Here is a 21,712-nt window from a genome sequence, read left to right as displayed (position 1 = left end):
CTAACTAGCCTCGAAGAGAATATTTATTCTCTTCAGACTATTTAGCGTTTCTCTTTTTAATGATGAATTTATCTGAATACTTCTTATTCTTTCTTGTTTTGTATCCAAGTGCAGGTTTACCCCATGGAGTTACTGGACTTGGTCTACCAACTGGTGACTTACCTTCACCACCACCGTGAGGGTGATCGCAAGGGTTCATTACAGAACCTCTAACTGTAGGTCTCCATCCCATATGTCTCTTTCTACCAGCTTTACCGATATTAACGATATCGTTAGTTGAGTTTGATACTGAACCTATAGTAGCTCTACATTCGATTCTAACATATCTCATTTCTCCTGAAGGTAATCTTAATGTTGCATAGTTACCTTCCTTAGCCATTAATTGAGCTGAGTTTCCAGCAGATCTTACTAACTGAGCTCCCTTTCCAGCTTGTAATTCGATATTGTGTACTACTGTACCAACAGGAATATTTCTTAACGGAAGAGCATTACCAGCTTTAATATCAGCATCTGCTCCAGATACTATAACATCTCCAACCTTTAATCCAGCAGGAGCAATTATGTATCTCTTTTCACCGTCTGCATATACTACTAAAGCAATGTATGCTGTTCTATTTGGATCGTATTCTATAGTAGCAACTTTTGCTGGAACACCATCCTTATTTCTCTTGAAATCTATAATTCTATATTTTCTCTTAGCGCCACCACCGTGGTGTCTAACAGTTATTTTACCTTGAGCATTTCTACCACCAGTTTTCTTTAATGAAACAAGAAGTGATTTCTCAGGAACATTTGTAGTTATTTCTTCAAATGTTGGCATAGTCATTTCTCTTCTTGATGGGGTAGTCGGTTTAAACTTCTTAACTGCCATTTAATTTCCCTCCTTCTTACAGCTTATCTGGTGTATCACACCAATAAATCACCTTAATTTACTATTGTAATCCTTCGAAGAATTCGATTCCCTTACTGTCTTTAGCAAGTGTTACGATAGCTTTCTTGTAGTCAGATCTCTTTCCTACATGTACGCCCATTCTCTTAGTTTTTCCCATAGTTCTTAGTGTTTGAACGTTATCTACTTTAACGCCAAAAACTTCTTCAACAGCTCTCTTTATTTGAGATTTGTTTGAGTTCATGTGAACTATGAAAGTGTACTTATTTTCGGCCATAGCTGTCATAGTCTTTTCAGTTATAACAGGCTTTCTGATTATATCATGGCTTGTTAAATTCATTATGCGTACACCTCCTCAATCTTTGATACAGCATCCTTAGTCATGATTACTTTACTATACTTTAGTAAATCATAAACGTTGATGTTGTTTGCAGGAATTACAGTAACTCCTTCTATATTTCTAGCTGATTTGTAAACTACTTCGTTAGATTCAGCTGTTACGATTAATGTCTTCTTAGCTTCGAAAGCTTTAAGCATCTCAGCAACTTGCTTAGTCTTAATTCCTTCAAATGCTAAATCTTCAACAACGATCATTTCGTTATCTTGAACCTTACTAGTTAAAGCAGATTTCATAGCAACTCTTCTCATTGTTTTAGGAATTGACATTCTATAATCTCTTGGCTTTGGTGCGAATACAATACCACCCTTAATCCATTGTGGAGCTCTGATTGAACCTTGTCTAGCTCTACCAGTTCCCTTTTGCCTCCAAGGCTTGATTCCGCCTCCTCTTACCTCAGCTCTTGTTTTAGCTGATTGAGTTCCTTGTCTCTTGTTAGCAAGTAATGCTACTACTACTTGATGCATTGCATGCTCGTTTATTTCAACAGCGAAGATATTTTCGTTTAATTCGATATCTCCAATTTGCTTTGCTTCTTTATTAAATAATCCTACTGTAGGCATTCTGTTTCCTCCTTTCTTCCAGAAATTAAGCCTTAACTGTGTTTCTTATTACTACTTTAGCCTTGTTTGGCCCAGGGATTCCACCCTTTATTAGTATTAAGTTCTTTTCAGCTATTACTTTTACAACTTCTAGGTTTAATACTGTTGTATTAACTCCACCCATATGTCCTGGCATGTGCTTATTCTTGAATGTTTTTGATGGATCTGATGAAGCTCCCATTGAACCTACTGCTCTGTGGAACTTAGAACCGTGTGACATAGGTCCTCTTGATGCATTCCATCTCTTGATTACGCCTTGGAATCCCTTTCCTTTAGAAATACCAGATACGTCTACCTTATCTCCTGCAGCAAATACATCAGCCTTTATTTCTTGGCCTATTTCATATTCGCTTGCGTTTTCTAGCTTGAATTCCTTAAGAGTTCTTCTTAATGAAACTCCTGCCTTTGCAAAATGTCCCTTAGCTGGCTTGTTAACTAATTTTTCTCTTACATCTCCAAAACCAACTTGTATTGCTTCATAACCGTCCTTTTCCATTGTCTTCTTTTGAACAACAACGCATGGGCCAGCCTCTACAACTGTTACAGGAACCACCTTACCATTCTCATCGAATATTTGAGTCATCCCTATCTTTTTTCCTATGATAGCTTTTTTCATTGTATTTACACCTCCTAAACTGATTAGCGGATTGTTAAACAATCATAATAGTCCAATGTCTATTCTAAAACTATTTGCTATTAAAGCTTGATTTCGATATCTACACCAGCTGGTAGATTTAATCTCATTAATGCATCAACAGTCTTTGGTGATGGATTAACGATATCGATTAGTCTCTTGTGAGTTCTTATTTCGAACTGCTCTCTAGAGTCCTTATACTTATGAACTGCTCTTAATATTGTAACAACATCTTTTTCTGTAGGTAATGGTACTGGACCAGCAACCTTTGCTCCTGTTGACTTAGCAGTTTCTACGATTTTTTCAGCAGATTGATCTAATATTGTGTGATCAAAAGCCTTTAATCTGATTCTTATTTTTTGTTTTGACATCTTGGTTTCCCTCCTTTTCATGTACGCTTTACTTCGAACGCACAACAGCGGTTATTCTATAAACTGTTCCTGGTGTTTCATCACTTTAGACAAAATTATAGAATCCCTGTCGTCGGATTCTAGATCCAGACATACTCATCAAGAATTACCCGGAAGTCCGGCAACCTCTTGATTCATCGCTGTTTGCTCTGCAACTTCTTTATTATACTATTTTTATATTGTGTTTTCAAGTTTTTTTCATCATAATATTTATTTTTTATTTATATGATTTTATAAGGCACTTTTTTCTTACTTGTTTTATTTTAAATCCTATTTAATTTTAATTCAACCACTTTTTTTAATCTTTTTACTAGTAAAAACTGTCCTTTTTTATAGTTTTCCCTCATTAATAAAATTTCATTCCCTCAATTCCATAATTTGAATTAAATACAGATTAAGTGATCTTTTTCTTAACTCTATTCCCTTATGCCATTTTCAGTTTTATTTCATATAAACTTCCTTCTACTTTTCCTCATCCCTTTTATACTACACCCACCTTATATCTTTTGACTCCTACATAAACTTAAATAGCTTCCTTATACTATTAATGAATATAGTTTTTATTTAAAACTTCTATGTTTTTTTACTGTTATTTTGGTTAATTACTATTCTTTAATAAAAAAATAAGAGTAAAGGACGTCTCCTTTACTCTTAAAATATATAAATTATTCTGTTATGCTAGTAACAACACCAGAACCTACAGTTCTTCCACCTTCTCTGATAGCGAATCTTAATCCTTCATCCATTGCTACTTGAGTGATTAATTCAACGTTCATATCGATGTGGTCTCCAGGCATAACCATTTCCATACCATCTGGTAATTTGATTGATCCTGTAACGTCTGTTGTTCTGAAGTAGAATTGTGGTCTGTATCCATCGAAGAATGGAGTATGTCTACCACCTTCTTCTTTCTTAAGTACGTATACTTGACCTACGAACTTCTTGTGTGGGTGTACTGAACCTGGCTTTGAAAGTACTTGACCTCTTTCGATATCAGTTCTTTGAACACCTCTTAATAATGCTCCGATATTATCTCCTGCTTGCGCTTCGTCTAATAACTTTCTGAACATTTCGATTCCAGTTACTACAACCTTCTTCTTTTCTTCACTTAATCCAACTACTTCTACTTCGTCTCCTACGTGAAGAACTCCTCTTTCAACTCTACCAGTTGCAACTGTTCCTCTACCAGTGATTGTGAATACATCTTCTACTGGCATTAAGAATGGCTTATCTGTTGCTCTTTCTGGAGTTGGAATGTAGCTATCTACTGCTTCCATTAATTCCATGATGCACTTAGTTGCTTCTTCGTCTGTTGGGTTTTCTAATGCTTTTAAAGCTGAACCTGTAACTACTGGAATATCATCTCCAGGGAAGTTGTATTCGCTTAATAATTCTCTTACTTCCATTTCTACTAATTCAAGTAATTCTGGATCGTCTACCATATCTGCCTTGTTTAAGAATACTACGATATAGTCAACACCAACTCTTGATGCTAGTAGTATATGTTCTCTTGTTTGAGGCATTGGACCATCTGCTGCTGAACATACTAGGATTGCTCCATCCATTTGTGCAGCTCCTGTAATCATGTTCTTAACATAGTCAGCATGTCCTGGACAGTCAACGTGAGCATAGTGTCTGTTTGCAGTTTCATACTCAACGTGTGAAGTATTGATTGTAATACCTCTTTCTTTTTCTTCTGGTGCCTTATCTATTGCAGCGTAATCAAATGCTTCAGCAAAACCTTGCTTTGATAATACTGTTGTAATAGCTGCTGTAAGTGTTGTCTTACCGTGGTCAACGTGACCAATTGTTCCAATATTTACGTGGGGTTTATTTCTTTCGAATTTTTCCTTTGCCATTGTAAATTCCTCCTTGTATAAACAATTAATTAAAGAACCTTTTCGTCAATATTATAACTTATATAGATTCCAATATCTAGTTTTATTATTGAACTTTTCCTACTTCATCGTCTTGCGACTCCATCGGCGTAACTTCCCTCAAGCCCAAGGTACAGTGCTACATTTAAGTAGCACCTTATTTATATAAATTACTTGCTTCTCTCGCCAGCAATTTTTTCTTGAATACTCTTTGGAACTTCTTCGAAGTGGTCGAATACCATAGCGTAAACTCCTCTTCCTTGAGTTCTTGATCTTAAAGTAGTAGCATAACCGAACATTTCTGATAATGGTACGAAGGCTCTAATAACTTGAGCACCATTAACAGCTTCCATTCCTTCCATTCTACCTCTTCTTGAGTTAATGTCACCTATAACATCACCCATGTATTCTTCTGGAACAGTAACTTCAACCCTCATTGTAGGCTCAAGTAGTACTGGTTCTGCTTTTGCCATAGCATTTTTGAATGCCATTGATCCAGCAATTTTAAATGCCATTTCCGATGAATCGACTTCATGGTATGAACCGTGTACTAACTTAACCTTAAAGTTAATAACGTTATACCCAGCGATTGTACCAGTTTTAGCTGCTTCTTGTATACCTGCATCTATTGCTGGAATATATTCTTTTGGAATAGCTCCCCCAACAACTGCATTTTCGAATGTGTATTCGCCTTCTGTTGGTTCCATTTCAATAACAGCGTGACCGTATTGTCCCTTACCACCAGATTGCTTAGCATACTTAGCTTCTGCCTTAACAGCTTTTCTAATTGTTTCTTTATATGATACTTGTGGAGCTCCAACGTTACACTCAACCTTGAACTCTCTTTGAAGTCTATCAACTATGATATCTAAGTGAAGCTCACCCATACCAGCGATGATTGTTTGACCTGTTTCTTGATCAGTCCAAGTTTTAAATGTTGGATCTTCTTCTGCAAGCTTAGCTAATGCTAATCCCATCTTTTCTTGACCAGCTTTAGTTTTTGGCTCTATAGCTATATTTATAACTGGTTCTGGGAATTCCATTGATTCTAGAATTATTGGATTATTTTCAGCACATAAAGTATCACCAGTTGTAGTGTTCTTAAGACCTATAACTGCTCCTAATTCTCCAGCTTCTAATGATTCAACTTCTTCTCTATGGTTAGCATGCATTTTAACAAGTCTACCGATTCTTTCTTTCTTACCCTTTGTTGAGTTAAGAACATAAGAACCACTTTCCATAACACCTGAATAAATTCTAGCGAACGCAAGCTTACCTACGAATGGATCAGTAGCAATCTTAAATGCTAAAGCTGACATTGGTGCTTCATCTGAAGCTTCTCTTGTGTCTGCTTCTCCTTCAAGATTTGTTCCATCAACTGCAGGTATATCTATTGGTGATGGTAAGTAAGCAACAACACCATCAATCATTTGTTGAACACCCTTATTCTTGTAAGATGATCCACAAATACATGGGTAGATTTCATTAGCTATTGTAGCTTTTCTTAATGATGCATGTAGTTCTTCTTCAGTGATTTCTTCACCTTCAAGATATTTCATCATTAACTCTTCATCAGTTTCAGCAATAGCTTCTATCATTGCTCCTCTATACTCTTCTGCTTGGTCTTTTAATTCTGCAGGAATTTCTTCCTCTCTCATGTCAACACCAAGATCATCATAGTACATAATAGCAACGTTTCTTATTAAGTCTATCATTCCCTTAAATTGATCTTCTGCACCTACTGGTATTTGTATTGGAACTGCATTAGCTTTTAATCTATCTCTTACAGTGTTAATACATCTAAAGAAATCAGCACCTGTAGCATCCATCTTATTAACATATATCATTCTTGGTACACCATACTTATCTGCCTGTCTCCAAACAGTTTCAGTTTGTGGCTCAACTCCACTCTTAGCATCAAGAACTGTAACAGCTCCATCAAGAACTCTTAATGATCTTTCAACTTCAACTGTGAAGTCTACGTGACCTGGAGTATCAATGATATTTAATTCATGATCTTTCCAGAAACAAGTTGTAGCAGCAGAAGTAATTGTTATACCTCTCTCTTTTTCTTGTTCCATCCAGTCCATTTGTGAAGCACCTTCATGAGTTTCTCCTATTTTATGTGTCTTACCAGCATAGAACAGTATACGCTCAGTTGTCGTAGTTTTACCGGCATCAATATGAGCCATTATTCCGAAGTTACGGAACATATTTAAAGGATATTTTCTAGCCATTTATATTCCTCCTCTCAACGAGTTATTATTAAATTCGAGAAAACTGTTTTGGTAAAAGAACCAAAACAGTTTTTCTATTAGTATCTGTAGTGAGCGAAAGCCTTGTTTGCTTCTGCCATCTTGTGAGTATCTTCTCTCTTCTTAACAGCGGCGCCTGTGTTATTAGCTGCATCTAATAATTCTCCAGCTAATCTTTCACACATAAGCTTTTCTCCTCTTTTTCTAGCAGCAGCTAGCATCCATCTGATACCTAGAGTCTGTCTTCTTTCAGCTCTAACTTCTATTGGAACTTGATAAGTTGCTCCACCTATTCTTCTAGCTTTAACTTCTAGTAAAGGCATTATGTTGTTCATTGCTTCTTCAAAAACTTCTAACGCATCCTTACCAGTCTTTTCCGCCATAATTTCAAATGCATCGTAGCATATTTTTTGTGCTACTCCCTTTTTACCATCTTCCATTATACCGTTTATAAGCTTTGTAACAACCTTTGACTTGTACATTGGATCTGGTAATACATCTCTCTTTGCTATATGTCCTTTTCTTGGCACTTTTCTTCCCTCCTTAACATACTAATTTAAGTTCATCGGTACTCGGTATTCTTTCATACCGCAAAGTGCTAACTTCTTCATCTATATAAACTTAACTTATAAATCTATGTAAACGCTGAAGATAAGCACTACATTTGGTTAAGAGCCTATTTTTTCTTAGGTCTCTTAGCTCCATACTTTGATCTTCCTTGCATTCTGTTAGCTACTCCAGCGCAGTCTAATGCACCTCTTACAATATGGTATCTAACACCAGGAAGGTCCTTAACTCTACCACCTCTTATTAGAACAACACTATGTTCTTGTAAGTTGTGTCCTACACCACCAATGTATGCAGTAACTTCATATCCATTTGTAAGTCTTACTCTTGCAATCTTTCTTAACGCTGAGTTAGGCTTCTTTGGAGTAGTAGTCTTAACTACAGTACAAACACCTCTTCTTTGAGGACAATCCTTAAGTGCTGGTGAATTTGAAGTTGTAGCAGCTACTTTTCTTCCTTTTCTTACTAATTGGCTAATAGTTGGCATTTTTTCACCTCCTGAATTTTATTTATCTATTTAAATTATAAAAAGATAAAACAAGTTTAATTACAGCAATAATGCAACAGAAGATTCTACTTCTATTCCACATATTCTGCCCAATTCTTTCTTTGTCTCAACGGATTCAATTCTAATATTATGTTCATCCACTAAATCCATTAAGGGTGCGATTAACTTACAATCTACATCTTTTGCTACGTATAAAACTTTGCCTTCGCCATTTTTGATAGCTTTCGTACATTGTTTTATACCAATAACTTTTTTTCCTACAAGTCTGTCTAACATGGGATCCCTCCTCATAGTAAACTCATGAAGACAAAGTAATTAGCTTCATCTTCATGAAATCATTTAGACAATCATACTGTAGTGTATTTCTAAAAATCACACATTCGTATTTTATCATTTAAGCATACACATGTCAATAAAATTACATTGTATTATTCTGCCGTATTCGCAGCCTCATCTTCTATTAAATCATCCTCTACATCAAGCCTTACAGATCTATATCTCATCATGCCTGTTCCTGCTGGAATTAGCTTACCAATGATTACATTTTCTTTCAGACCAACAAGTGGGTCAATCTTACCTTTAATTGCAGCCTCTGTAAGTACTCTTGTTGTTTCTTGGAATGATGCTGCTGATAAGAAACTATCAGTTGCTAAAGCTGCTTTTGTAATACCAAGTAAAACTTGTTCACCCTTAGCCTCTTCTCCACCTAATTCTCTTATTTTAGCATTTGCTTCTTCAAAATCAAATATATCTATCATAGTTCCAGGAAGTAGTTCTGTATCTCCAGAATCACTTACCTTAACTTTTCTAGTCATTTGTCTTACAACAACTTCTAAATGCTTATCGTTAATATCAACGCCTTGAAGTCTATAAACCTTTTGTACTTCTGAAAGAAGATATCTTCTAGCTCCATCAACACCCTTGATATTCATAATATCATGCGGATTAACTGAACCTTCTGTTACTTCATCTCCAGCTTCAATAAGATCATCGTTGCTTACCTTTAATCTTGAACCGAAAGGAATATCGTAACTTCTTTCTTCTCCATCAGCACTCATAACGTGAACTATTCTCTTCTTCTTAGTATCCTCGACTCTTACTGTACCTGTTATTTCACTAACTATAGCAAGACCCTTAGGCTTTCTAGCTTCAAATAATTCCTCTACTCTTGGAAGACCTTGAGTTATATCAGCACCGACAACACCACCAGTATGGAATGTTCTCATTGTAAGCTGCGTTCCAGGCTCTCCTATAGATTGTGCAGCTATTATACCAACTGCTTCACCTATGTTAATCTTTTTAGCAGTAGCCATGTTCATACCATAACATTTAGCACATACACCAATTTTACAATTACATGTAAATACTGATCTAATCTTTACTTTCTTAATGCCTGTAGCTACTATCACTTCTGCCATATCTGAGTCAACATATGAGTTCTTTTCTGCAACTAACTCCCCACTAGTTGGGTGTAAAACATCTTCTGCAAGATATCTACCTGTCAGTCTTTCTTTTAAGCCTTCGATTACTTCATTACCTTCTTTAATCTCAGCTACTACCATACCATCATCAGTACCACAATCCTCATCTCTTACGATAACATCTTGTGAAACATCAACAAGTCTTCTAGTTAAGTAACCAGAGTCTGCTGTTTTTAATGCAGTATCAGCATTACCTTTTCTCGCACCGTGAGTTGATAAGAAGTACTCAAGTACGTCAAGGCCTTCTCTAAATGATGCTCTGATTGGTAACTCTATAATCTTACCAGATGGACTTGCCATAAGTCCTCTCATACCTGCTAATTGCTTGATTTGTGACTTAGAACCTCTGGCTCCTGAGTCAGCCATCATATATATTGGATTAAATTTATCCAAGCTTGCCATTAAAGTATCAGCTACTTCTTCAGTTGTCTTGGTCCACTTTTCTATAACTCTTTCATATCTTTCTTCATCTGATATGAAACCTCTTTTATACATCTTTTCAATTTTTTCAATTGTTTCATCAGCATCTTTTAATAGATCGTACTTAGCTTTTGGAACGATCATATCTGATGCTGCTACTGTAATAGCTCCTATTGATGAATAGTGGTATCCTAATGCTTTTATCTTATCAAGCATTATTGATGTATCTGTTGGTCCATGCTTTAAATAACACTTATCTATTATAGTTCCTAAAGATTTCTTTGTAACTAAGAAGTCAACTTCTAAGTTGAATTTTTCATCTTCCTTGCTTCTATCAACAAATCCTAAATCTTGTGGAATAGATTCATTAAATATAATTTTACCTACTGTTGTTTTAATTATTCCGGAAGATTGAACTCCATTTTCTACTCTAGTCATCTTAACAAAGATTTCTGCGTGAATAGCTATTTCTTTTACTTCATAAGCCATTATAGCTTCTTCTTTAGAGTAGAAATGCTTTCCTGCCCCCTTAGCTCCATCCTTATCCATTGTTAGATAGTATGAACCTAAAACCATATCCTGTGTTGGTACACAAACTGGTTTACCATCAGAAGGCTTCAATATATTTCCTGCAGCTAACATTAAAAATCTTGCTTCAGCTTGTGCTTCTACCGATAGTGGTACATGGACAGCCATTTGGTCTCCATCGAAATCCGCGTTATATGCTGTACATACAAGTGGATGAAGTTTTATTGCTCTACCTTCTACTAATACTGGTTGGAAAGCTTGAATTCCAAGTCTGTGTAACGTAGGAGCACGGTTAAGTAAAACTGGATGATCTGCAATAACTTCTTCAAGTACATCCCATACTTGTGGCATTACTCTTTCAACCATTCTCTTAGCGCTCTTTATATTATGAGCAACTCCATCTTCAACTAGCTTTTTCATAACAAATGGCTTAAATAATTCTATAGCCATTTCTTTCGGAAGTCCACATTGATACATTTTTAATTCAGGCCCTACAACGATAACTGATCTACCAGAGTAGTCAACTCTCTTACCAAGTAAGTTTTGTCTGAATCTACCTTGCTTACCCTTAAGCATATCTGATAATGATTTAAGAGGTCTGTTTCCAGGACCTGTAACAGCTCTTCCTCTTCTTCCATTATCTATTAAAGCATCAACTGCTTCTTGAAGCATTCTCTTTTCATTTCTAACAATTATGTCAGGCGCACCTAAATCTAATAACTTCTTAAGTCTGTTATTTCTATTGATTACTCTTCTATAAAGATCATTTAAGTCTGATGTAGCAAATCTTCCACCATCTAATTGAACCATAGGTCTTAAATCTGGTGGAATTACAGGTATAACATCTATAATCATCCATCTTGGATCATTGCCAGACTTTTTAAATGATTCTATTACTTCAAGTCTTCTTATTACCCTAACTTTCTTTTGACCAGTACTAGTTTTTAAATCTTCTTTTAATTCTATTGATTGTCCTTCTAAGTCAATCTCACCAAGAAGTTGTTGTACTGCTTCAGCTCCCATACCTGCTACGAAACTTTCTTCTCCGTATTTATCTGCTGCTTCTCTATATTCCTTTTCATTAAGAAGTTGCTTCTTTAATAGCGGAGTTTCCTTTGGATCAATAACTACATATGAAGCAAAATATAATATTTTTTCAAGCGCTCTTGGTGACATATCAAGGATTAATCCCATTCTTGATGGAATCCCTTTGAAATACCAAATATGAGATACTGGGGCAGCAAGTTCTATATGCCCCATTCTCTCTCTTCTTACTTTAGCTTTAGTAACTTCTACGCCACATCTGTCGCAGACGATACCCTTATATCTTACTCTCTTATACTTACCACAGTGACATTCCCAATCCTTCATTGGTCCAAATATTCTCTCACAGAAAAGACCATCTCTTTCTGGCTTTAATGTTCTGTAGTTAATTGTTTCTGGTTTTTTAACTTCACCCCTTGACCATTCTCTTACTTGTTCAGGGGATGCTAAGCCAATTTGTATAGCATCAAAATTATTCAATTCAAACAAGGGTATATCCTCCCTTCAAAATTAGTGTTCGTCATTAAAATCATCAAGTTCTAAATCCTCTTTTAATCCGTCTAACTGGAAGCTTTCAAAATCTTCGTCTTGATCTCCATCTATTTCTGATTCTTCTTCGGCTACTTCAAAACTTTCATCTAGTTCAACTACTGGCGATGAAATAAGTTCTTCAGTCCCCTCTATATTAACTTCTATATTTTCCATATCGTCTTCTGCAAGTTCTTTTAATTGAACTTCTTCATTCTCTTCATTTAAAACTTTTATATCTAAACAAAGGGCTTGAAGTTCTTTTATAAGAACCTTAAATGATTCTGGAACCCCTGGTTCTGGGATATTTTCACCCTTAACTATCGCTTCATACGTTTTAACTCTACCAACAACATCATCTGACTTAACAGTTAAAATTTCTTGTAGTGTATGAGCTGCTCCATAAGCTTCTAGTGCCCAAACTTCCATTTCACCAAATCTTTGACCACCAAATTGAGCTTTACCTCCAAGTGGTTGTTGAGTTACTAATGAGTATGGACCAGTTGATCTAGCATGTATCTTATCATCAACTAAGTGAGCTAGTTTCAAGATATACATTATTCCAACTGTAACTTCATTATCAAATGCTTCTCCTGTTCTACCATCATATAAAACAGTTTTACCATTTGCATTGTATCCTGCCTTTTCAAGACATTCTTCGATATCACTTTCTGTTGCTCCATCAAATACTGGTGTAGCTATATGCCAACCAAGTTGACTCGCTGCCCAACCTAAGTGAACTTCAAGTACCTGACCAATATTCATACGAGAAGGAACTCCTAATGGATTTAAGCATATTTGTAGTGGTCTACCATCTGGTAAGAAAGGCATATCTTCTTCTGGAAGTACTCTTGAAATAACCCCTTTATTACCATGACGTCCCGCCATCTTATCTCCAACTGAAATCTTTCTCTTTTGAGCTATATAACATCTTACAAGCTCGTTAACTCCTGGATTTAAATCATCGCCATTTTCTCTAGTAAATACCTTGATATCTACTATTATACCAGCTTCACCATGAGGAGCTCTTAATGAAGTATCTCTAACCTCTCTTGCTTTTTCACCAAAGATAGCTCTTAATAATCTTTCTTCAGCAGTCAGTTCTGTTTCTCCCTTAGGAGTAACCTTACCAACAAGAATATCCCCTGATCTTACTTCAGCACCAATTCTTATTATTCCTCTTTCGTCTACATCTTTAAGCGCATCTTCACTTACATTAGGAATATCTCTTGTTATTTCTTCTGGTCCAAGCTTAGTATCTCTTGCTTCACATTCGTATTCTTCTATATGAATTGAAGTAAATACATCTTCTCTTACTAATTCTTCAGAGATAAGCATAGCATCCTCATAGTTATAACCTTCCCAAGTTATGAATCCCATTCTGATATTCTTACCTAATGAGATTTCTCCTAAATCTGTAGATGGTCCATCTGCTAACACTTGGTTCTTAAATACTATTTCACCAGTTTCAACTATAGGTCTTTGATTTATACACATACCTTGGTTACTTCTTGTGAATTTAAGTAATCTATAAGTATCAGTACCACCGTCAGAATCTCTCTTTACTCTTACTTCGCTTGCACTTACATAAGTAACAACACCTGCATTCTTCGCTTTTGGAAGAACTCCTGAGTCAACAGCAGCCTTAAACTCTATACCAGTACCAACTATCGGTGCCTGTGGCTTTAATAAAGGAACTGCCTGACGTTGCATGTTTGAACCCATCAGTGCTCTTGATGCATCATCATTCTCAAGGAAAGGTATCATTGCTGTTGCAACCGAAACAATTTGTCTAGCAGATACGTCCATTAAATCAACATCTTGTGCTGGAACAACAAATATATCTTCTTGATTTCTAACTGTAATTTTCTTATCTACAAAGTGACCATTTTCATCTAATGGTTCCTTAGCTTGTGCTACTAAGTACTGATCTTCTTCGTCAGCTGTGAAGTATCTTATCTCATCAGTTACCTTTCCATTTTCTTTATCAACTATTCTATATGGTGTTTCTATAAACCCATACTCATTTACCCTGGCAAATGTTGCTAATGAGTTAATTAGACCTATATTTGGGCCTTCTGGCGTTTCTATAGGACACATTCTACCATAATGAGAATGGTGAACGTCTCTTACTTCGAAACCAGCTCTTTCTCTTGAAAGACCTCCTGGTCCTAATGCTGATAATCTTCTCTTATGAGTTAACTCAGAAAGAGGATTGATTTGGTCCATGAATTGTGATAACTGTGAACTACCAAAGAATTCTTTAATAGCTGCAGCTACTGGTCTTATATTAATTAACATTTGAGGAGTGATTGCTTCTTGGTCTTGAATAGTCATTCTTTCTTTAACTACTCTTTCCATTCTTGATAAACCAATTCTGAATTGATTTTGTAAAAGCTCTCCTACAGATCTTAATCTTCTATTACCTAAGTGATCAATATCGTCAACATTACCTATTCCATATGCTAATCCTATTTCATAACTAATTGTTGCGAATATATCATCTTTTATTATATGTTTCGGTACTAATCTACCTATATTCTTCTTAATTTCTTCCTTTATTGAATCAATATCAGAGAAATTATCAAGAATTTCTTTTAGAGTTGGGTAATGAACTAATTCTTTTATGTTTAAATCTGATATATCAAATGAGATATGTTTATTTATATCTACAAAATGATTTCCTATTACTCTAATAGTTTTATCTTCTACTAAAACATCTACTGAATTTACTCCAGCATTTTGAATTTCTTCTGCCATTAATCTGCTGATTTTTTGGCCTTGTTCTACCATTACTTCCCCAGTTGACGGGTTCACTATATCACTTGCTGCCACTTGATTTGCAATTCTCAAGTTTAATGCAAGTTTCTTATTGAACTTATATCTTCCTACTCTTGATAGATCATATCTCTTCGCATCGAAGAATAGTGAATCTATTAATGATATTGCACTATCAACCGTTGGAGGTTCCCCTGGTCTTAATCTCTTATAAATTTCTAATAAAGCTTCTTCTCTAGTCTTTGTATTATCCTTTTCTATTGAAGCTCTGAATCTTTCTTCTTCACCAAAATAATCAAGTAGTTCCTGATCATTTCCTATACCCATCGCTCTAGCAAGTATTGTTATTGGAAGCTTTCTTGTTTTATCGATTCTTACGTATATAATATCATTAGAATCTGTTTCATACTCTAACCAAGCTCCTCTATTAGGTATAACAGTTGATGAGAATAGCTTTTTACCACTCTTATCTCTACTATAACTATAGTAAACTCCTGGCGATCTTACTAATTGGCTTACGATAACTCTTTCAGCACCATTAATAATAAAAGTACCTTGTTCAGTCATTAATGGGAAATCTCCCATAAACACTTCTTGCTCTTTTATTTCTCCTGTTTCATTATTCTGTAATCTTACAGAAACCTTTAGTGGTGCAGCATAAGTAGTATCTCTCTCTTTACACTCTTCCACTGAGTACTTGATATTTTCCATATCAAGTTTGTAGTCAACAAATTCAAGCACTAAATTACCTGTGAAATTGCTTATAGGATTAACATCATGAAATACTTCATGAAGCCCTTCTCTTAAGAACCATTCATAGGAATCTAACTGTACTTCAATTAGGTTTGGCATGTCAATTACATCATTAACCTTACCAAAACTCATTCTTGTTCTTTTTCCAACTTGGACAGGATGTACCATGAATTTTCACCCCTTGTATAAACTAAAATAACCAAAAACACACTTTCCCTAAGGACTTTTATGTTTTCGGAGAACATCATCATCTTAGTATAACCATTTTTTTGACGGTTATACGTTTTTTACCATTATATTATAATTATCCATAATAAATAGTACATTTAATGATACTACCATATCAACATTTTAATGTCAATATTTTTTTATAATCACATTGAAATTTATTATATAGTTTTAGGCAATAAAAAAGGTGCTAATATAGCACCTTTTTTATATTAAGTAAAATTACTTAACTTCTACTTCAGCTCCAACTTCAGCTAATTTAGCCTTGATGTCTTCAGCTTCTTCTTTAGCTACAGCTTCTTTTAATGTCTTAGGAGCTCCGTCAACTATTTCCTTAGCTTCCTTTAATCCTAATCCAGTAATTTCTCTAACTACTTTTATAACCTTGATCTTTTGAGAACCAGCACTTGCTAATACTACATCGAACTCAGTCTTTTCTTCTGCTGCAGCACCTGCAACAGCACCACCAGCAACTGCAACTGGAGCAGCAGCGCTAACACCGAACTCCTCTTCGCAAGCTGTTACTAATTCATTTAATTCTAAAACGCTCATTTCTTTTATAGCTTGAATGATATCTTCTCTTGTCATTTTAATTGCACCTCCAAAATTACTTAAACATGTTTTAATTATTCAGCTGAGTCAGCTTCTTTTTTCTCTTTTATTGCATTTAATAAGTATGCAAGGTTTGATAATGGAGCCTTGATACTTCCAAGAAGTTTCGCAATAAGAACTTCTTTTGATGGTATTGAAGCAAGTTGTGTAACCTTTTCTTTGTCAAAGATTTGTCCTTCAACAATACCTGCTTTTAATTCAAGTTTCTTATGGTCCTTAGCAAAGTCATTTAAAACTCTTGCTGGAGCAGTAGCATCTTCATAACCGAATGCTATTGAAACTGGTCCTTCTAAGTATTCTTCAATACCGTCTAAACCTAATTCCTTTGCTGCTAATGTCACTAAAGAATTCTTGTAAACTCTATATTCTATACCTGCTTCTCTTAAGTTCTTTCTTAGTTGAGTATCTTGTTCAACAGTAAGACCTTGATAGCTAGCAAGAATAACAGATTGTGACTTTTCTAATTTTTCCTTAATTTCAGCAACTTTTGCTTGCTTTAATTCTCTATTCTTGTTCATTACTGTGTGTCCACCTCCTCACAGTTTTTAACTGCTTTATTGTATTAATAAAGGTCTTCCCGTAGACAATGGAAGACCTATAATAAACATTATATTCTACCCTCGGTAGGATGATTTACATTATGCTTTCGCACCTACTGTCTACGGAATATTATTCATTTTTCACAACGAATTAGATTATATCAGCTTAATTATATTAAGTCAATACTATTCTAAAACTTTTGTTGGGTTAACCTTTGCTCCAGGTCCCATAGTACTTGAAACAGTTACTGATTTAACGTATTGTCCCTTAGCTGCTGCTGGTTTAGCCTTAATTAAAGCTTCCATTAGAGTGTGGAAGTTCTCTTGTAACTTTCCAGCTCCAAATGATTTTTTACCGATTGGGCAGTGTACTATAGCAGTTTTATCTACTCTGTACTCAACCTTACCAGCTTTAATATCTGCAATTGCCTTAGCAACATCAAATGTTACTGTACCTGATTTTGGGTTTGGCATTAATCCCTTAGGTCCTAATACTCTACCTATTCTACCAACAACACCCATCATATCTGGAGTAGCTACAACTACATCGTAGTCGAACCAGTTTTCTGATTGGATCTTTTGAACCAATTCTTCTGCTCCAACAAAATCTGCTCCTGCTGCTTCAGCTTCCTTAGCCTTATCTCCTTTAGCAAACACTAATACTTTAACAGTCTTGCCAGTTCCGTTTGGTAAAACAACTGCTCCTCTAACTTGTTGATCTGCATGTCTTGGATCTACACCAAGTCTTACGTGTAACTCGATAGTTTCATCGAAGTTAGCCTTTGCAGTCTTTACAGTAAGCTCTAAAGCTTCTGCAGGAGTGTATAAAGCATTTTTATCTATTAACTTTGCACTTTCAACATATTTTTTTCCCATAATAAGCCTCCTTCGTGGTAATAGCGGCCTTGACCTCCCACATTTTTATGAATTACTCTTCGATAGTTACGCCCATACTCTTAGCTGTTCCTTCGATCATGCTCATAGCAGTCTCGATTGTAGCAGCATTTAAATCTGGCATCTTTAATTCTGCGATCTTTCTTATTTGTTCCTTAGTTATCTTACCAACCTTAGTTTTGTTTGGTACTCCTGAACCGCTTTCTAATCCTAATTCTTTCTTGATTAGTACTGCAGCTGGAGGAGTCTTTAAGATGAAACTAAAAGATCTATCTTGGTAAACTGTAATTACTACTGGTATTATTAATCCAGCTTGATTTGCAGTTTTAGCGTTAAACTCCTTACAGAATCCCATTATGTTTACACCATGTTGACCTAATGCTGGACCAACTGGTGGAGCTGGTGTTGCCTTACCTGCTGCAAGTTGAAGTTTTATCATTCCAGTTACTTTCTTAGCCATTTGTTATTCCTCCTATACGGTGGTGATTACGGACTTAAAGTCCTCCCACTTAATTAACATTAGTCTTATAATTTATGTAAATTACTAAACTAACTTCTCAACTTGATTAAAGTCTAATTCAGCTAGAGTTTCTCTGCCGAACATATCTACTGATGCCTTTATCTTGTGCTTTTCAATGTTTATTTCTTGAACTAAAGCAACAAATTCTCTTAAAGGCCCTGAGATTACTCTCACACTTTCTCCTACTTCTAAATCGATATCCTGTGGTAGTTCAACAACTCCCATAGATTCAACCTCTTCATCAGTAAGTGGAACTGGTTTTGATCCAGGTCCAACGAAACCAGTAACTCCTCTTGTATTTCTAACTACATACCAAGATTCGTCTGACATCAACATTTTTACTAGTACATATCCCGGGAATTTTTTCTTTAAGGAAACTTTTTGCTTACCATCTTTTTCTTCAACGACTTCTTCCATCGGAACTTGAATATCAAGTAACAATTCTTGAAGGTTTCTGTTTTCGATAGTCTTCTCAATAGTAGCCTTAACTTTATTTTCATATCCAGAATATGTATGCACTACATACCATCTTGCTCTTTCACTCATATTCTTTCGGTGATAATCACCCAAACCTCCCTTACTTAAGTTTCAAAATCACTTCAAAGAGGTTTTGAAAAATATAATCTAATCCACCAACATAAACAATGTATATTAGTGAGACTATAGCAACTGCAATTAATGCCTTTTTAGTATTTTTCTTAGAAGGCCAAGATATTATTCTTATTTCAGACTTAATCCCTCTAATAAAGTTTAATATGCCACCTTTTTTAGTAGCTTTTACATTACTATTTACAGCCATTTTTTTCACATCCTTAAATTTTGTAAGTATGTGTCTTCACTTAATTGCTAATTATTTAGTTTCTCTATGAAGAGTGTGCTTCTTACAGAATCTGCAATACTTTTGCATTTCTAATCTGTCTGGGTTATTCTTCTTGTTCTTCATTGAGTTGTAGTTTCTTTGTTTACACTCTGTGCATGCTAAAGTTATCTTTACTCTCACGGTCTGCACCTCCAGTTATTCGTATATATTTTAAGAGACAATTCTCTTACTGTTTCAACTAATTACGTAATTATGATTTACTTTATGACATTATCATAAAAGTTGTCTACTGTCAATATGATGTTCCTTTGTAAAGGACTAGGTATTAATACCCAGTCCTCTATTAAAGGTAAATTCTTATTCTGTTATGCTAGTAACAACACCAGAACCTACAGTTCTTCCACCTTCTCTGATAGCGAATCTTAATCCTTCATCCATTGCTACTTGAGTGATTAATTCAACGTTCATATCGATGTGGTCTCCAGGCATAACCATTTCCATACCATCTGGTAATTTGATTGATCCTGTAACGTCTGTTGTTCTGAAGTAGAATTGTGGTCTGTATCCATCGAAGAATGGAGTATGTCTACCACCTTCTTCTTTCTTAAGTACGTATACTTGACCTACGAACTTCTTGTGTGGGTGTACTGAACCTGGCTTTGAAAGTACTTGACCTCTTTCGATATCAGTTCTTTGAACACCTCTTAATAATGCTCCGATATTATCTCCTGCTTGCGCTTCGTCTAATAACTTTCTGAACATTTCGATTCCAGTTACTACAACCTTCTTCTTTTCTTCACTTAATCCAACTACTTCTACTTCGTCTCCTACGTGAAGAACTCCTCTTTCAACTCTACCAGTTGCAACTGTTCCTCTACCAGTGATTGTGAATACATCTTCTACTGGCATTAAGAATGGCTTATCTGTTGCTCTTTCTGGAGTTGGAATGTAGCTATCTACTGCTTCCATTAATTCCATGATGCACTTAGTTGCTTCTTCGTCTGTTGGGTTTTCTAATGCTTTTAAAGCTGAACCTGTAACTACTGGAATATCATCTCCAGGGAAGTTGTATTCGCTTAATAATTCTCTTACTTCCATTTCTACTAATTCAAGTAATTCTGGATCGTCTACCATATCTGCCTTGTTTAAGAATACTACGATATAGTCAACACCAACTCTTGATGCTAGTAGTATATGTTCTCTTGTTTGAGGCATTGGACCATCTGCTGCTGAACATACTAGGATTGCTCCATCCATTTGTGCAGCTCCTGTAATCATGTTCTTAACATAGTCAGCATGTCCTGGACAGTCAACGTGAGCATAGTGTCTGTTTGCAGTTTCATACTCAACGTGTGAAGTATTGATTGTAATACCTCTTTCTTTTTCTTCTGGTGCCTTATCTATTGCAGCGTAATCAAATGCTTCAGCAAAACCTTGCTTTGATAATACTGTTGTAATAGCTGCTGTAAGTGTTGTCTTACCGTGGTCAACGTGACCAATTGTTCCAATATTTACGTGGGGTTTATTTCTTTCGAATTTTTCCTTTGCCATTGTAAATTCCTCCTTTATTCTTCAATAAACTTTGCCTAGCGTTTTCTATTTCTCTTCTTAGTGGAGCTCACGATCGGGATTGAACCGACGGCCTCCGCCTTACCAAGGCGACGCTCTACCTACTGAGCTACGTGAGCACTCATATATTGACTTTTTCTCAATATACCAATTATAAAGTTTACTACCATTTATTTTATTTGTCAACAAAAAGTTAGCTACTTTAAATCTAAGCATTTTTCAAGCTTACGCTTAACTCTTTGTAGCGCATTATCAATGGATTTTGCATGTCTATCTAAATCACAAGCAATCTCTTGATATGACTTTCCATCCAAGTAAGATGTAAGTACTTCTAATTCTAGATCAGAAAGTACCTTGGCTATCTCATCCTCTATATGATTCATCTGTTCTTGACTTATAACAAGTTCTTCTGGATCTGTTATTCTAAATCCAGCTAATACATCTAATAGTGTTCTATCAGATTCTTCTTCATAAATCGGCTTATTTAAAGAAACATAAGTATTTAAAGGAATATGTTTTTGTCTCGTTGCCGTCTTTATGGCAGTGATTATTTGTCTTGTAACACATAATTCAGCAAAAGCCTTGAAGGATGTAAGTTTATCAGGCTTAAAATCTCTTATAGCCTTGTAAAGCCCTATCATCCCTTCTTGATATATATCCTCTTTATCAGCTCCAATTAAAAAATAAGACTTAGCCTTTGACTTCACGAAATTCTCATACTTAGAAATAAGATATTCTTGAGCTCTAGTATTCCCGTTTTTAGCTTCTAATACAACTTCTTCATCTAACTTCTCTTCAAATTCTGAATAAATACCCTCTGAATACCCTTTATTAAACACTTCTCCCCCTCCGAACCTTG

At 35.5% G+C, this 21,712-nt stretch carries 21 protein-coding genes, 1 tRNA gene and 1 other annotated feature; all 22 genes read right to left on the bottom strand.

Annotated elements, in window-relative coordinates:
• Positions 1–37 precede the first annotated feature (37 nt).
• Positions 38–871, bottom strand: coding sequence for a 50S ribosomal protein L2 (gene rplB, locus ACSYT2_RS14980; protein WP_438385110.1), 834 nt, complete (start codon positions 869–871; stop codon positions 38–40).
• A 61-nt stretch (positions 872–932) separates the two neighbouring features.
• The gene (rplW, locus tag ACSYT2_RS14975; RefSeq protein WP_430857761.1) at positions 933–1,229 is read right to left on the bottom strand and encodes a 50S ribosomal protein L23; all 297 of its coding nucleotides are present in this window, start codon (positions 1,227–1,229) and stop codon (positions 933–935) included.
• A complete protein-coding gene (rplD, locus tag ACSYT2_RS14970; RefSeq protein ID WP_430857762.1) occupies positions 1,229–1,849 on the bottom strand; it encodes a 50S ribosomal protein L4 in 621 nt (206 codons plus the stop codon). The genes rplW and rplD overlap by 1 nt, the downstream gene beginning before the upstream one ends.
• A 25-nt stretch (positions 1,850–1,874) precedes the next feature.
• Positions 1,875–2,504, bottom strand: a complete 630-nt coding sequence (gene rplC / locus ACSYT2_RS14965; protein WP_430857763.1) for a 50S ribosomal protein L3 — start codon at positions 2,502–2,504, stop codon at positions 1,875–1,877.
• An 80-nt stretch (positions 2,505–2,584) separates the two neighbouring features.
• Positions 2,585–2,893: a 30S ribosomal protein S10 gene (gene rpsJ / locus ACSYT2_RS14960; protein ID WP_021876938.1), complete on the bottom strand. Its 309-nt coding sequence runs from the start codon at positions 2,891–2,893 to the stop codon at positions 2,585–2,587.
• A 704-nt stretch (positions 2,894–3,597) separates the two neighbouring features.
• Entirely contained in the window at positions 3,598–4,791 is a 1,194-nt protein-coding gene (gene tuf, locus ACSYT2_RS14955) for an elongation factor Tu (RefSeq protein ID WP_430857764.1), read from the bottom strand.
• Between the two features lie 188 nt (positions 4,792–4,979).
• Positions 4,980–7,046: an elongation factor G gene (gene fusA, locus ACSYT2_RS14950; protein ID WP_430857765.1), complete on the bottom strand. Its 2,067-nt coding sequence runs from the start codon at positions 7,044–7,046 to the stop codon at positions 4,980–4,982.
• 77 nt (positions 7,047–7,123) lie between these two features.
• On the bottom strand, positions 7,124–7,594 hold the full coding sequence (rpsG, locus tag ACSYT2_RS14945) for a 30S ribosomal protein S7 (protein WP_430857766.1): 471 nt from the start codon (positions 7,592–7,594) through the stop codon (positions 7,124–7,126).
• A gap of 146 nt (positions 7,595–7,740) precedes the next feature.
• Positions 7,741–8,118, bottom strand: a complete 378-nt coding sequence (gene rpsL, locus ACSYT2_RS14940) for a 30S ribosomal protein S12 (protein ID WP_430857767.1) — start codon at positions 8,116–8,118, stop codon at positions 7,741–7,743.
• A gap of 60 nt (positions 8,119–8,178) precedes the next feature.
• Positions 8,179–8,415, bottom strand: a complete 237-nt coding sequence (locus ACSYT2_RS14935; RefSeq protein ID WP_430857768.1) for a L7Ae/L30e/S12e/Gadd45 family ribosomal protein — start codon at positions 8,413–8,415, stop codon at positions 8,179–8,181.
• 152 nt (positions 8,416–8,567) lie between these two features.
• Complete coding sequence (gene rpoC / locus ACSYT2_RS14930) at positions 8,568–12,101, bottom strand: DNA-directed RNA polymerase subunit beta' (RefSeq protein ID WP_430857769.1); 3,534 nt, start codon at positions 12,099–12,101, stop codon at positions 8,568–8,570.
• 21 nt (positions 12,102–12,122) lie between these two features.
• The gene (gene rpoB / locus ACSYT2_RS14925; protein ID WP_430857770.1) at positions 12,123–15,839 is read right to left on the bottom strand and encodes a DNA-directed RNA polymerase subunit beta; all 3,717 of its coding nucleotides are present in this window, start codon (positions 15,837–15,839) and stop codon (positions 12,123–12,125) included.
• A 282-nt stretch (positions 15,840–16,121) separates the two neighbouring features.
• Positions 16,122–16,487 (bottom strand): 50S ribosomal protein L7/L12, encoded by a 366-nt coding sequence (gene rplL, locus ACSYT2_RS14920; RefSeq protein WP_430857771.1) that lies wholly within the window; start codon positions 16,485–16,487, stop codon positions 16,122–16,124.
• Between the two features lie 38 nt (positions 16,488–16,525).
• Positions 16,526–17,029, bottom strand: coding sequence for a 50S ribosomal protein L10 (rplJ, locus tag ACSYT2_RS14915; protein WP_430857772.1), 504 nt, complete (start codon positions 17,027–17,029; stop codon positions 16,526–16,528).
• Positions 17,030–17,066: 37 nt separating this feature from the next.
• Positions 17,067–17,194: a sequence feature (ribosomal protein L10 leader region), on the bottom strand.
• 42 nt (positions 17,195–17,236) lie between these two features.
• Complete coding sequence (gene rplA / locus ACSYT2_RS14910; RefSeq protein WP_430857773.1) at positions 17,237–17,926, bottom strand: 50S ribosomal protein L1; 690 nt, start codon at positions 17,924–17,926, stop codon at positions 17,237–17,239.
• 52 nt (positions 17,927–17,978) lie between these two features.
• On the bottom strand, positions 17,979–18,404 hold the full coding sequence (rplK, locus tag ACSYT2_RS14905; RefSeq protein WP_430857774.1) for a 50S ribosomal protein L11: 426 nt from the start codon (positions 18,402–18,404) through the stop codon (positions 17,979–17,981).
• Positions 18,405–18,488: 84 nt separating this feature from the next.
• Positions 18,489–19,010 carry a transcription termination/antitermination protein NusG gene (gene nusG, locus ACSYT2_RS14900; RefSeq protein ID WP_430857775.1) on the bottom strand — a complete coding sequence of 174 codons (522 nt, stop codon included), beginning with the start codon at positions 19,008–19,010 and terminating at the stop codon, positions 18,489–18,491.
• Positions 19,011–19,041: 31 nt separating this feature from the next.
• Positions 19,042–19,263: a preprotein translocase subunit SecE gene (gene secE / locus ACSYT2_RS14895; RefSeq protein WP_430857776.1), complete on the bottom strand. Its 222-nt coding sequence runs from the start codon at positions 19,261–19,263 to the stop codon at positions 19,042–19,044.
• 51 nt (positions 19,264–19,314) lie between these two features.
• A complete protein-coding gene (gene rpmG, locus ACSYT2_RS14890) occupies positions 19,315–19,464 on the bottom strand; it encodes a 50S ribosomal protein L33 (RefSeq protein ID WP_430857777.1) in 150 nt (49 codons plus the stop codon).
• A 177-nt stretch (positions 19,465–19,641) separates the two neighbouring features.
• Positions 19,642–20,835 carry an elongation factor Tu gene (gene tuf / locus ACSYT2_RS14885; RefSeq protein ID WP_430857764.1) on the bottom strand — a complete coding sequence of 398 codons (1,194 nt, stop codon included), beginning with the start codon at positions 20,833–20,835 and terminating at the stop codon, positions 19,642–19,644.
• Positions 20,836–20,896: 61 nt separating this feature from the next.
• A tRNA-Thr gene (locus ACSYT2_RS14880) sits at positions 20,897–20,972 on the bottom strand.
• 78 nt (positions 20,973–21,050) lie between these two features.
• Positions 21,051–21,692 (bottom strand): RNA polymerase sporulation sigma factor SigH, encoded by a 642-nt coding sequence (sigH, locus tag ACSYT2_RS14875; protein WP_430857778.1) that lies wholly within the window; start codon positions 21,690–21,692, stop codon positions 21,051–21,053.
• Positions 21,693–21,712: the final 20 nt, after the last annotated feature.

The organism is Clostridium zhoujianii (assembly GCF_051590805.1).
GTDB lineage: Bacteria > Bacillota > Clostridia > Clostridiales > Clostridiaceae > Clostridium.
The sequence above is the reverse complement of the archived record's forward strand: the minus strand, read 5'-3'. Positions and strand labels throughout refer to the sequence as shown.

Coding starts and splice junctions, on each gene's coding strand:
- rplD (WP_430857762.1), bottom strand. CDS start 1,849: ATGCCTACAGTAGGATTATTTAATAAAGAAGCAAAGCAAATTGGAGAT.
- rpsL (WP_430857767.1), bottom strand. CDS start 8,118: ATGCCAACTATTAGCCAATTAGTAAGAAAAGGAAGAAAAGTAGCTGCT.
- rpsJ (WP_021876938.1), bottom strand. CDS start 2,893: ATGTCAAAACAAAAAATAAGAATCAGATTAAAGGCTTTTGATCACACA.
- rplJ (WP_430857772.1), bottom strand. CDS start 17,029: ATGAACAAGAATAGAGAATTAAAGCAAGCAAAAGTTGCTGAAATTAAG.
- rplA (WP_430857773.1), bottom strand. CDS start 17,926: ATGGGAAAAAAATATGTTGAAAGTGCAAAGTTAATAGATAAAAATGCT.
- nusG (WP_430857775.1), bottom strand. CDS start 19,010: ATGAGTGAAAGAGCAAGATGGTATGTAGTGCATACATATTCTGGATAT.
- fusA (WP_430857765.1), bottom strand. CDS start 7,046: ATGGCTAGAAAATATCCTTTAAATATGTTCCGTAACTTCGGAATAATG.
- rpoB (WP_430857770.1), bottom strand. CDS start 15,839: ATGGTACATCCTGTCCAAGTTGGAAAAAGAACAAGAATGAGTTTTGGT.
- rplC (WP_430857763.1), bottom strand. CDS start 2,504: ATGAAAAAAGCTATCATAGGAAAAAAGATAGGGATGACTCAAATATTC.
- rplB (WP_438385110.1), bottom strand. CDS start 871: ATGGCAGTTAAGAAGTTTAAACCGACTACCCCATCAAGAAGAGAAATG.
- rplK (WP_430857774.1), bottom strand. CDS start 18,404: ATGGCTAAGAAAGTAACTGGAATGATAAAACTTCAACTTGCAGCAGGT.
- tuf (WP_430857764.1), bottom strand. CDS start 20,835: ATGGCAAAGGAAAAATTCGAAAGAAATAAACCCCACGTAAATATTGGA.
- rplW (WP_430857761.1), bottom strand. CDS start 1,229: ATGAATTTAACAAGCCATGATATAATCAGAAAGCCTGTTATAACTGAA.
- ACSYT2_RS14935 (WP_430857768.1), bottom strand. CDS start 8,415: ATGTTAGACAGACTTGTAGGAAAAAAAGTTATTGGTATAAAACAATGT.
- rplL (WP_430857771.1), bottom strand. CDS start 16,487: ATGACAAGAGAAGATATCATTCAAGCTATAAAAGAAATGAGCGTTTTA.
- tuf (WP_430857764.1), bottom strand. CDS start 4,791: ATGGCAAAGGAAAAATTCGAAAGAAATAAACCCCACGTAAATATTGGA.
- secE (WP_430857776.1), bottom strand. CDS start 19,263: ATGGCTGTAAATAGTAATGTAAAAGCTACTAAAAAAGGTGGCATATTA.